Raw genomic sequence first — 12,108 nt, forward strand, 5'->3', positions numbered from 1 at the left:
CTAAAAACTAACCTATTGATTTTCTACGGGCATTGATTTTCGGCTGGCTCCCCAGGCTCCAGCGTGGGAGCAGACCTTGTCCCGACGAGGAGGGATCTGACGCTCCAGCGTCGATTAAGCACCTCGGTAGGCTAACCGCCAACGCCTATCAGCACCGAGGAGCTGAGTCCGCGGGAGCGGACACGACGGCGTTTCCACGCTGGAGCGTGGGAACGAGCGTGGGTTAGCCTAGAGCGGTTCATTATGCCCCGTTTCTGGTTTGGGTAGTGGTTAATATTTAAATGATTTGTTGGGCACGCCACCGTCCAAAGATGCGGTTCGCGCCGGTCGCTCCGCGCCCGGCGCTCACCACATCCTACCGGCTTTGCCCAACCTACGAGCTTCGCCCCTCTCCCGAAGGGAAAGGGATGCGGGGCGAACGTCCCGGAATCAGGCGTCCCCGAAATCAGGTATCCAAGCTGTCCAGGGCCTTCTGGAAACGGTTGGCATGAGAGCGCTCGGCCTTGGCCAGGGTCTCGAACCAGTCGGCGATCTCGTCGAAGCCCTCGTCGCGGGCCTTCTTTGTCATACCGGGGTACATGTCGGTGTACTCGTGGGTCTCACCGGCGATGGCCGCCTTCAGGTTGTCGGCAGTTCCTCCGATGGGCAGCCCCGTGGCCGGATCGCCGGTGGCCTCCAGGTATTCCAGGTGACCGTGGGCGTGGCCGGTCTCACCCTCGGCGGTGGAGCGGAAGACGGTGGCCACGTCGTTATAGCCTTCAACGTCCGCCTTGGTTGCGAAATAGAGATAACGGCGATTGGCTTGAGACTCGCCTGCAAAGGCGTCTTTCAGGTTCTGTTCGGTCTTGGTGCCTTGGAGTGGTTTCATGTGAGATTCTCTCTTAAAGTTGCGGTTGGTTGCCGAATCACGCAGTGCTTAAGAGCCTGTCCGACTTACGTGTTCGTAGCCGGGGACCCTGGAGTTAAGGTGGATTGTGCGCGCGATTGAGGCGAACAGTCGGCCTTGCTCTGGATGAGGAAATCGCGCGGAAAAGATGACCGGCATCCAGGGTTCCGCAGTGGGGCAGCCGTAAGTCGGACAGGCTCCTAACCTGCATCCCGAATTATAAGCTATACCCCCTACCCGCGAGATGCCAATGGGTATTTCCAATCTGACCGATAGGTGTTACCTATGATTGACGCCACCCATAAGGAATCGCTGCTCAAGATCAGGGCAGGCATGCTGCCGGTTGTTGTCTTATTCCTGGGCTGCATTGAGGCCTGACATTCGCTAGGTCTCCGGTCGGTGTTGGACTAGTACCCCATTTCTGCATATTTTGCGCGTAACCCATAGGGTGGGCTGTGCCCACCAACACCGTGCCTGGCTGGTGGGCACAGCCCATCCTACGAGCCTGAGAACGTAAAATAGGGTGAAATGAGGTACTAGGGTGCGTTCGATGCCGTGTCCCCCGTGGCGTTTCCCCGCGCCTAACCCAACCTACCGCTGATAACAGCTTGTTAGTCATAAAGAAATTCATACGGGCTCGCTGGCTTAAGTGCGTCCGATTCGGTCAAATGGTTTTGCCCTGTTAGAATGCTGCAAGCCTGTGACTACTCTGGAAAAACGTGCACGAATACAGATTCAAGACCGGCGCCGCTCTCTTTTGGGAGGTGCTCGGCAGACTTGGGGTTGACTATCTGTTTGGTCATACCGGGGGCGCCGTCATTCCCCTCCATGTGGCGCTGAACAAGCGTATGAGCCGCGGCGAGCCGGGGCCCAGGTTCGTGCTCTTCCGGCAGGAGGGGGGGGCCGGCCACGCGGCTGAGGGCTATGCCCGGGCCAGTGGTCGGATCGGTGTCGCCCTGGCGACCTCGGGTCCGGGGGCGACTAATTTGATCACCCCGATCGCCGATGCCTATAAGGACTCCATCCCGACGGTCTTCATCACCGGCCAGGTCCCGAGCGGCGCGATCGGGACCGATGCCTTCCAGGAGGTTGATACCCTGGGGGTGACCCGCCCCGTCTCCAAGCACAACTATCTGGTCAAGGCGGTTGCCGACTTGGAATGGACCCTGCACGAGGCCTTCCATCTGGCCGCCACCGGTCGGCCCGGTCCCGTGGTGGTGGATATCTGTAAGGATGTCCAACTGGCGGCGGTCGAGTCCGGGAATCCCCCGCGCCGGCGCCGTCGCGAGCCGGTTCCCTTCGACGCCGCCAGGGCGGATGCCATCCTGGCTGCCGTGACGCAGGCCGAGCGTCCGGTGGTCAAAGCGGGGGGCGGCATCATCCATGCCGGTGCCGCGGACCTCCTGCGCCGCTTCGTCGAGTGTTTCCAGGTCCCGGTGACGACCACCTTCAATGCCTTGGGTGCCGTGCCTTTTGCGCATGCTCACAACCTGGGGATGCCGGGTATGCACGGGAGTATCCCGGCCAATTATGCCTTGCGGGACGCGGATCTCATCCTGACCCTGGGGGGCCGCTTCGACGACCGGGTGGCGGTGAAGGGCTTCGCGGCGGACAAGCGCATCGCCCATGTGGACATCGACCCCTCGGAGCTCGGCAAAGCGATCAAGGCGGATCTGGCCCTGGCCGCCGATCTCAAGGCGTTTCTGCGCCATGCCCTGGCCTCCGGCCGCAGCGCCCACCATGCGGCCTGGTTGGCACAGATCGGCCGCTGGCGGGAGCAGATGCCTAAGCCCTATGGCACCGGGGATTACATCAAGCCGCAGGCGGTGGTCGAGGCCATTTCGGAGCTCACCGGGGGCGACGCGACTGTGGTTACGGGCGTGGGTCAGCACCAGATGTGGGCGACCCAGTACTATCAGTTTACCCGTCCGCGCCAGTGGATCAGCTCCGGGGGGTTGGGGACCATGGGCTTCGGGCTCCCGGCCGCCATCGGGGCCTGGTATGCGAACCCGGACCGACCCGTGGTGCTCATCGACGGCGACGGTAGTTTCCAGATGAATATCCAGGAGTTGGGAACCCTGGTCGCCAACCGCATTCCGGTGAAGATGTTCGTGCTCAACAACGGTTATCTCGGAATGGTGCGCCAGTGGGAAGACATGATGGACGGGGGGAACCACTACGAGACCTGCCTCTCCCGGACCACCGACTGCGATCCCGGTTGCGTCAAGCTGGATCCGACCTGTCGCATCCAGCTCCCCAACCTCACCGGGCTGCGGTTCGTCTACCCGCGGCTCAAGACCATGCGGGTCAGAAATCCGCAGGCGATGCCAGGGGCCGTGCGTGAGGCCCTCGCATATCAGGGTCCGGTCCTGGTGGATGTCTGGATCGACAAGGCGGAAGACGTGCTGCCCATGATCCGGCCGGGGCAGGGACTGGAGGAGATGATCGAATCCTAACGGGATCCCGGCCGTAGGATACTGGTGAGCGCGGTGGTTCTGAGCTTACTGGCTGGTGCACGTTCTCCCCGCACGAACCGCATCAATGGATGGCCCGTGTCCAACACCTATGTTTGTTGGGCATGGACACCGACCAGAAAGGGGGCAGTTATCAGGGGGCAGAGAAAGCCGGGGGCGTCCCTGAACCCGGCCTACGGGCTCCGGGGTCGCGCATGTCAGCGGGTCTTCCTTGCCTACTTGAATGTTATCCATTTAACGGCGTGCGTTATACTCTTGTTGGATGATCAAATCCTTCCGCTGTAAGCACACGGAGGCTCTGTTTCGCGGCAAGCCCAGGATACGGTTTCGCTCCTTTCAGTCGGTAGCGGAGCGGAAACTTCAGATGCTCGACATCGCCCGCCGCATCGATGACATGCGCCTACCGCCGGCGAACAGATTAGAGGCCCTGAAGGGAGACCGGCGTGGGCAGTGGAATATTCGGATAAACGATCAGTGGCGTTTGTGTTTTCGCTTCACGGATGGTAACGCCTATGACGCCGAGATCGTCGATTACCATTGAAGCCCAAGCCAAGCCCAAGACCATGAACAAGATGCGTCCCATCCATCCCGGCGAGATCCTGCGCGAGGAGTTTCTGGTGCCTCTCAGGCTGTCGGCGAACGGCCTGGCTAGCGAGCTCAAGGTTCCGGCCCCGCGTATCAACGACATCGTGCGCGAACGCCGTGCCGTCACCCCGGATACCGCGTTGCGGCTTGCACGCTACTTCGGGACGAGCCCCGAGTTCTGGATGGACCTGCAATCCGCCTATGATCTGAAAACCGCGGCCAGGGATGCGGGTGACAGGATCGCAGCGGGAATCTCTCCGCGGACTGCGTAGGCCGCGTTTAAGGTTGGTTGCCCGATTTGCATCGATTTGGGCGTGACGGCTATACCATTAAGTTAGGTAGTTTCTAGCCTCCAGCCAAACTGTCGCGAGAACTGTAGGGATATCCATGAAGAAGAACAACCCGAACTCTATGGTTAGTTTCGTAGGGAAGTGCATGGAGGACAAACCCAACCTGAAGTCTCTTCTTAAAAAAACACTTTTTCTTTGTTTCTTTGGGTTTTTTTTGTACTTGGGCCTTCTGCCATTTGATTTTCCAGTACAAAAGCCTGATGTACTACTCGATATTGTCTTATCGCCATGGGGCGTAGTACTCGGAATCATCTTATTGTCGTTAGCCATAGCAATGCTATTGGTAGCAGACGAAGTGCAACAAAAGAAGTGTATCCTCAGTGAACCGGAATCCGGAGGGAAGAATGGTGGTAACAACGGCCACCCAACTTCTTACAGGTTTTTAACATTTTGTGCACAACGCAAGGCCCTTGTGGCCCTGACCTTTCTTCTCATCTTTTCCGGCATTTGGGTGATAGTATCGATAATATCCAGCTTATTCACGATAGAATTTTCTGATTCATCCGGAATAGGTATTCGGCTTGGTGGCCAAACGGTAGGTTTCTATCCTATTTCACCCTACGAAGAGTGGCAGAATACAAGAATTCGGCTAAAGAAAGATGAGTTGTTTCAGGTAGAGATTTTTGGCCGAGTATCGCCAGGCCATGTGAGGAGTTTGGAGGAGATACGAAAGTATATTGAGAATATTGAGAAATGGGGAAATATGCCGAAGCCGGAAATTCTTTGGCGCTTTACCGGTCCGGAGGGTTATAAGGACGAATTCTATGAGAAGGCAAGAAAAGGAGAAATTCCGGAATTATGGCGTCTACCTCACTACACAAAGGACAAGGGGCTAACTGTCAAAGGGCTTCCGCATAATAAAGTCGTTGGCATTGTTCTTCCGGAAGGCGATAAACCAGAAAAACAATACGATTGGAAAACTGGTTGTCCTCTAAAGAAGCCTAAACCAAATTCGTCATTCCAGAATCCAGATTCGAATGAAGAGGAAACTGATTGTTCTCCAAGGAAGCCTGGACTAATTTTGCTGTCCCCGGATTCGAAGGAAAAAGGATATCCGATAACCAGGCGAACGCCAGATTCCGGTGTCTTATGGGTCGTTATTAATGATTCAAAGGACTTTAGGATGGATAACGCCGGCCAATTTTTTATGAAAGTACTTGTGCGGTAATAACCGAACCAAGACAAGCTCTGGATATCCGTTTCATCCACCAACTCGGAGACACAACTGTGAAAAATACTTTCGCCGTAGCTGCCACCTGCATCTTGATTGCTTTTGCCTCCTTGGAGGCAGACACGAAAGAGCTGCGTGTATCAGACACCCCGGTTTCTAAGGTTGGCCCTGAAATCCCCGTAGATTGGCTGACACACGTCGAGAAAGATCTATTGCCTTTTTGGAAACAGGAGAGCGCTTATGGTGATCCTATCGGTAATTTCCCGACCTACCGCTGCAACGACGGTAGTACGTTGGACGTAGACAATCCATGTCCTGCCTTTTTTCAGAAAGGTGATGAATGGATAACAAGTGCGCTGGACAGAGATTACGTTAGAATGAAGTCGCGCCAGATATTTGCCTATGGTATTGCCTTTCATATGACGGGCGACCCGCGATACTTGGTGCTCGCCAAGATGGGTGTGGAGTATCTTCAAACCCATGCGCTAGACCCTTCGAGTGGATCGGTTGTGAGTTATTGGGAAGGTGGGATCCGTCATCCCGGACCGCCTCGACCACAGCGAACAAGCCAGGATCTCGCTTATGGTCTGCAAGGACTGGCTTTTTATTACTATTTGACACGTGACGAGACACTCCTGCCAGATATTCTTCGCATCAAGGACCACATCATGGGCCATTACTACTCCGGTGAATGGGATTCGATGCGTTGGGTACAAAAAAGCGCCCTTGGCCGCCCATCGGAAGAAGAGAGAAAAGAGCTGGTCTCCTTACTCGATCAGGTAAATGCATACATGCTTTTGCTTGCACCTATTCTGCCCGAACCCTTTTCCAGCCAATGGAAGCGTGATCTGAAAGATCTATGTAGAATCATGAGAGAGCAATTCTACAGTGCCGAGCACAATCTGTTTTGGGGAGTAATCGCACCGGAAACCGAACGCAGAATCGGTGGCCGTCATACGGATTTTGGGCACAGTACTAAAACCTTCTGGATGATCTATATGGTTGGTAAGCTCACGGGTGATAGCGAGATGACGGACTTTGCCTTGACCAACGGCTCGCGACTCCTGGCTAGGGCCTTTCACGAAGAGTCGGGTAGCTGGGCCAGTAGCCCGAAGCCGGACGGTAGTAGGGACCTGAATAAGGAATGGTGGATCTATGCCGAACTGGATCAAACCGCCGCAAGTTTCAGTTTGGACGATCCAACCCTCTACGACAAGTATTTGGTAAAAACATATCCCTGGTGGATCGCACATATGGTTGATCGTACCAACGGCGGGGTATGGCATAAAATCAACTACCCGGACTTGATGCCCCAATACCCGAAAGTGCATTTATGGAAGAATGGGTACCATTCGTTTGAGCATGCGCTGATAGGCTATATTACGGATCGAATAAGAGATAAAAAGCCGGTAACCCTTTATTACGCCTTGCCGGAAGGAAAACAACCTTGGTTGCAGCCTTATTACTATTCCGGACAGACCGTGCATTCTGAAAAGCCCGTCCGTTGTGGAGAAACCGTATCCATAAAGGAAGGGGCACCCTCCGTTGGTTTTGGTTTGCCATGCATTACACGCGTTGACTTCAGGGCACCTTGAAAAGATGCCCCATCATACTCGTGCGTGTAAGTGCATGAAGTCGAACCATTGATACGCGACGGGTTATGGCTGCCGGCACGGCGCGGGGGATAATCAGAGCGTCGAGCGGGCCGGCAGATTCTTAAGACTGAAATCACCTCGGCGTTACAAGCCGCATGACCGAAGCCCCAAAAACCCGCGGTCGCCATTTGCTGGGCCTTAAGAAGCAGCATCCCGCCTGGCGTCTGCTGGCGGCCCGTAACGGGCCCTTGGTGATCGGCTCGTTGAAGGCGCTGTTCGACGAGCAGGTCAATGGCATCGATCTGGACGCTGCCCAGCAGCTGTTGAGCGAGTCCCTGCAGTTGGCGCACGAGGCGGGGGAGATCGAGTGCGACGAGGACTATCGCCTCCTGGCGCGGCGCGAGATCCGGCAATGGATCCGGCAGGAGCTGATCCTGGAGCGGGACGGTCGGCTGATCGCCACCGATGCGTTGGAGGCGACGTTTCGGTTTGTCGACGGGCTGGACAATCGCATCATGACCTCCACCGCGTCGCGCCTGTCCATCGTGCAGCGGGAGATCGAGAACCTGGAGTTTCGCTTAAATCCCGACCCGGATGTCCGGGCCAGGCTGCTCAAAGGCCGGATCGCGGATCTGGAGGCGGAGCTCGCGGCCGTGGAGCAGGGCGAGGTGGAGGTCTTGTCCGAGCAGGCGGCGATCGAGGCGATTCGTGAGGTCTATACCCTGTCCATGGGGCTACGCAATGATTTTCGTCGGGTGGAGGACTCGTATCGCGCGGCCGACCAGCGGTTGCGCGAGTCCGTGGTCAGTCAGGACAGCCACCGCGGGCAGATCGTGGATACACTGTTAGACAGCCAAGACGCCTTGCTGCAGACCGATGAGGGCCAGGTGTTCGATACCTTTCAGCAGCAGCTGACCCGCAGTCTCGAGCTGGAGAAGATGAAGCGGCAGATCCGCTCCCTGACGGATCGGTCCCACATACACAAGGCGTTGAACCGGGAACAGCGGTCCGAGCTGCGGTGGCTGGTCATGCGCCTGGTGGACGAGAGTGCGGTGGTGATCGAGGCGCGGGCCCACAGCGAGCGGGATCTGAAGGGCTTTCTGCGCACCGGCTTAGCGAGCGAGCATCATCGGGTGGGCCAGCTGCTGAACGAGCTCCTCGCCCAGGCGGCCGCCGTGGATTGGTCCCGGCAGGCGCTGCGTCGGGCGCCCGGCCCGCTGCCGCCGGTGGGCTTTCCCAATGGTAGTCTGCCCGTGGTGGAACGGCTGCGGTTCAAGGACCTGGAGGAGGGCATCCGGCCGATCCTGGAGCTGATCGAGCAGACCACCGACCTGGACGAGCTGGATGACGATTTCTGGTCGGCCTTCGATGCCCTCGACCAACGCGCGCTGATCGAGCAGACCCAACGGCTGTTGGCCGAGGAGAGCCGGGCCATGACCATTGCCGAGATCGCGCGCCGGTTGACGCCGAGTCACGACCTGGAAGCCTTGGCCCTGTGGTTGACCATGGCCCTGGGGGCCGAGCTGCCGATCACCGACGAGGAGGCGCTGGAGCTGTGTGACCGGCAGGGCAAGCGGACCCGCTTCACCCTGCCCCGGGTCGCGCTGAATGCCGGGGCGGTGGCCGGTATCGAGTTGGATCTGTGATGCCCGCGCGACCGGATGTGCCGCATGCCTCCGGGGAAGTTATTTTTTGCCGCAAATGAACGCGAATCAACGCAAATCGGTCGCAAAAGATCACATTTTATTTGCGGACAAATCTTCCGGAAAATCCTACCGGCTCAATGTTACCAATGGTTGAAAGCATCCATACCAGGGACGCGGCGGATTCACCATCGGAACACCCTGCGGTCGAGCGCGCTGTCAAAGACTGCGTGCAGGAGCTACTCAGGACCGGCGTGCTGGAGGCCACGCGCAAACCGAATCTGTATCGCACCGCGCTGACCGCACGCGACACCATCAACGGCCTGCTGGAGGCCCTGGATCTGTGCATGCAGATCGACGAGGTGCGCGGGCTCGCCTTCATCCGGGTCGTCGACGGCTATGACGGCGGTGATCGCGACCAGTGGAGCCATCCCCTGCTACGCCGCCAGCGACTCAATCTCGAACAATCCTTGCTGGTCGCCATCCTGCGCCGCTTCTATGTCGCCCACGAGGTAGACAAGGGGGTCGGCGACGACGCGGCCGTCGTCCATCTGGACCAGCTGTTGCCGGAGCTGAACCACTTTCTGGGCGAGACCGGCAGCGATCGCCAGGACGACAAGCGCCTCCGGTTGCTGCTGGAGCAGCTGCGCGGTCACGGCCTGGTCTCGGAGATCGACGACGACGAGCGGCTGCGGATTCGGCCCTTGATCGTACACGTCGCCAATCCGGCCAATCTGCAAAACCTGCTGGCGGCTCTCGCCCGACAGGCCGGGGCCGACCGTGGGCAAGATCCATAAAGAGCCTGGGTAGTGGTAAACTTATAAGTGAAAAAGTAGAGCGATTCATCCTTTTGATCCCCTCTCCCCAACCCTCTCCCAGAGGGAGAGAGGGCATAGCGGCCAGTGCCGTTGGTCATGTTCCAACTTAGATATTAACCACTACCAGAGCCTGCTCAGCGAGACCCACCATGGCGGATCAGGAAGGCGCACGTAAGTCAGGCGAATTCATCGCCGTAAGTCTGACCCCGGACGTGTGCCTGACGCCGGCAGGCGCCACCCTGGTGCCGGTGCCCTATATGATCGTGGCCGATCTGATTCCGGGCAATCCAAAGACGCACTTGATTTTTATGACAGCAACGAAAAACCGCTGTTTAAACGGGCCTTGAAAAGACTGGGGCGTTTGGAACCGGATGAGCTATACGGCTTCGAGCCGGCACTGGCCCTGGGGGGTGTTGAAAGGCTGGAAAACCTGGTGAAGGTCAAGGCCGTGGAACATCTGCTCATCCTGGCCCAGCTGGGTGAAAAAGAGATCCGGGAGAACGAGGCCATCAAGGCGCTTCGGGAAGGCAGGATCACACCTTGACGCATAGCAGTCGTAGGATACACAGTAAGCACCTGTCTCGTGCAGGGACGCACAGGCAGGCTCGACCCAGCCTACCGGCTTAAAATCAATGGGTTAGTTTTTAGACGGCCTCTAAGCCTACCGCCGCACGCCAAAAGGACCCATCAGCCCATCAGGTGCCGGGCGGCGAGCAGGTCTTCTTCGGCGCTGTCGCGTAGCTCGGCATCGCCCCGTTCTGTCAGGCCCAGGAACCAGACATCCTGACGCTGTTCCTCGGTGAGGTCTTCGGCGTCCGCATCCAGATGCCTGATGCGGGCGGGGGGCTCGCCGCCGATTTCCGTCTCGATCACGGTCGCAAGATAGGGATAGCGCGCCTGTTCCAGGGTCCAGTCCACCGGCTTCCCGGCCCGGGCCTGGGCACGGTTGCGGTGTACGCGCAGCACACCGTCGCCGGGATACTGCTCCCAGTTGCGGTCGAACCAGTCCGCGGCTATGCCCCAACCCTGGGCACGGGCATGCCAGAGGCCGGTCTCGATGATCCGGACACTGCCGGGGGGCAGCCTCTCGATCTCCGATTTTACGCGGTCGAGCGCCCCGTTACCGCTGTTGCCACTCCGCCGCAGCAAGACGGCGCGGCCAAAGGCGGGGTCGTGGGAGAGGTCCTCGCCGGTGATGTCGGCCAGCTCGGCCAGATCGCCGGCGGGGCCCGCGTGGGGGGACCCCAGTTGCGCGGGCCGAACCGGCTCGCCGACCAGCGCCCTTTGCAATCGGCGGCGGATCTGGTCCAGCTTGGCGGCGTTTTTCTCATCGAAGTCGAGCTGGTCGGCCCAATCCAGGACCTCCTTGGCCTCGTCCAACCGCGCCAGGTCGATCAGGGTATCCGCTAGGCCGTTGATGGTCACGGGATCGCGCGGGAACTGCTGCTGGGCCTCCCGGTAGACCGCCACCGCCTGGTCCCGGCGGTCCGTGATGCGCAAGGTGTGGGCCAGGTCATTGCGGCAATAGGGGTCGTCCGGGAACAAGCGTATGGCCGCACGATAGACCGCTTCGCCGAGCGCCACATCGCCGTGCAGGACCAGGGCATGGGCCAGCTGGTTGTGACGTTGAACGTCATGCGGAAAGCGCCGGCGGGCGTGCCAGTAGACGGCCTGGGCCCGGTGCCAGTCGCCTTCCGCCTCCAAGGCGCGGGCGAGCAAGGACCAGGCATAGTGATGCTGCGGATTCCAGCGGGCGGCCTCATGGGCCAGCGCCCGCGCCCAGGCCGGGTCCGGCTCCAGGAGCCGGTTGCCGAGGTTGCAGAAGGCGCGCACCAGGTAGTAACTGTCCCCGCTCTCGCGACAGTAACGGCGATGATGGTCGAGATGCGCCTGCAGCTCCGGCTTGATCACCGCCAGATTCCCCGGCAACTGCCGCAGTAGCGGTCGCAGGTCGTCGATATGTGGCGGCTGCAGGAGGCCCTTCGTCTGCCGCGGATCGGATGGCGACAAGGCGGATGGGTAGCGCCGGTCCAGCCACTTGCGCACCGGGCCGGAGACGTCCCGTGCCTGGATCAGGTCACGCAAGCGCCGTCCCCACTGGTCGGCGCTCATGGGGTAGACGCCCGCCAGGTAGTCCAGCTCGGCGAGCCAGGGAGTTCCTTTCAGGTCACCCCGGCGGGCCAGGGCCTCGCCGTAGTCCAGCACGCCGCGCAGCATGGCTCGTGGTACCGAACGCTCCACCCCGCCTTTATCGTCCGCCGGCAGCAGGCGCAAACCGGTGATGCCGATGCGTGCATAGTCCTCGTGGACACCCCCGGCAAGGCAGGTGAGTCCGAGCCACAGACCGAGCAAGCGGCGGTCCGGCTGGCCCTGGGTGAGGGCGATGAGCAGTGCCGCCTCCGGGTCCCGTGAGCGGCCGAAGTAAAAGCCGCGCAGCCAGGCACGCAGCCGACCCTGGTTCTGGGCACACCAGGCCCGGGATTCCGGCAAGGGCACCAGCAGCACGGTACGGAAGGCGTCGACCAGGGCGTCGGCGAACCGCTTGCCTGGAAGGCCCTCTGACGCCGGTGCACCGAGCACCGCATC

At 59.4% G+C, this 12,108-nt stretch carries 11 protein-coding genes; 9 read left to right on the forward strand and 2 right to left on the reverse strand.

All coding sequences use genetic code 11. The annotated features are described in order from the left end of the window. Positions 1–445 precede the first annotated feature (445 nt). A complete protein-coding gene (locus tag BQ17_RS02770) occupies positions 446–868 on the reverse strand; it encodes a rubrerythrin family protein (RefSeq protein ID WP_089724191.1) in 423 nt (140 codons plus the stop codon). A 737-nt stretch (positions 869–1,605) separates the two neighbouring features. Between BQ17_RS02770 and ilvB the strand changes: the two genes are divergently transcribed. From ilvB to BQ17_RS22295, 9 genes are all read left to right on the forward strand, one after another. Further along, a complete protein-coding gene (gene ilvB, locus BQ17_RS02775) occupies positions 1,606–3,342 on the forward strand; it encodes a biosynthetic-type acetolactate synthase large subunit (RefSeq protein ID WP_089724192.1) in 1,737 nt (578 codons plus the stop codon). Between the two features lie 382 nt (positions 3,343–3,724). Next, positions 3,725–3,901, forward strand: a complete 177-nt coding sequence (locus BQ17_RS24540; protein ID WP_439645634.1) for a type II toxin-antitoxin system RelE/ParE family toxin — start codon at positions 3,725–3,727, stop codon at positions 3,899–3,901. Further along, on the forward strand, positions 3,873–4,217 hold the full coding sequence (locus BQ17_RS02785) for a HigA family addiction module antitoxin (RefSeq protein ID WP_256091452.1): 345 nt from the start codon (positions 3,873–3,875) through the stop codon (positions 4,215–4,217). The genes BQ17_RS24540 and BQ17_RS02785 overlap by 29 nt, the downstream gene beginning before the upstream one ends. 115 nt (positions 4,218–4,332) lie before the next feature. After that, positions 4,333–5,463, forward strand: coding sequence for a hypothetical protein (locus BQ17_RS02790; RefSeq protein ID WP_089724195.1), 1,131 nt, complete (start codon positions 4,333–4,335; stop codon positions 5,461–5,463). A gap of 59 nt (positions 5,464–5,522) precedes the next feature. Further along, positions 5,523–7,061: an AGE family epimerase/isomerase gene (locus tag BQ17_RS02795; RefSeq protein WP_089724196.1), complete on the forward strand. Its 1,539-nt coding sequence runs from the start codon at positions 5,523–5,525 to the stop codon at positions 7,059–7,061. A 155-nt stretch (positions 7,062–7,216) separates the two neighbouring features. Next, on the forward strand, positions 7,217–8,707 hold the full coding sequence (locus BQ17_RS02800) for a DUF3375 domain-containing protein (protein ID WP_089724197.1): 1,491 nt from the start codon (positions 7,217–7,219) through the stop codon (positions 8,705–8,707). A 146-nt stretch (positions 8,708–8,853) separates the two neighbouring features. Beyond that, entirely contained in the window at positions 8,854–9,501 is a 648-nt protein-coding gene (locus BQ17_RS02805; protein ID WP_089724198.1) for a DUF4194 domain-containing protein, read from the forward strand. A gap of 170 nt (positions 9,502–9,671) precedes the next feature. Next, positions 9,672–9,869 carry a PAAR-like domain-containing protein gene (locus BQ17_RS22290; RefSeq protein WP_218068022.1) on the forward strand — a complete coding sequence of 66 codons (198 nt, stop codon included), beginning with the start codon at positions 9,672–9,674 and terminating at the stop codon, positions 9,867–9,869. Further along, complete coding sequence (locus BQ17_RS22295) at positions 9,866–10,066, forward strand: T6SS immunity protein Tdi1 domain-containing protein (RefSeq protein WP_256091453.1); 201 nt, start codon at positions 9,866–9,868, stop codon at positions 10,064–10,066. Before BQ17_RS22290 ends, BQ17_RS22295 begins: the two co-directional genes overlap by 4 nt. 143 nt (positions 10,067–10,209) lie before the next feature. On the opposite strand, the gene BQ17_RS21345 is transcribed toward BQ17_RS22295, so the two are convergent. After that, positions 10,210–12,108 (reverse strand): tetratricopeptide repeat protein (locus tag BQ17_RS21345; RefSeq protein WP_176722264.1); only part of this gene is annotated, 1,899 nt, incomplete at its 5' end.

Source organism: Candidatus Thiosymbion oneisti, assembly GCF_900092655.1.
GTDB classification, from domain to species: domain Bacteria; phylum Pseudomonadota; class Gammaproteobacteria; order Chromatiales; family Chromatiaceae; genus Thiosymbion; species Thiosymbion oneisti.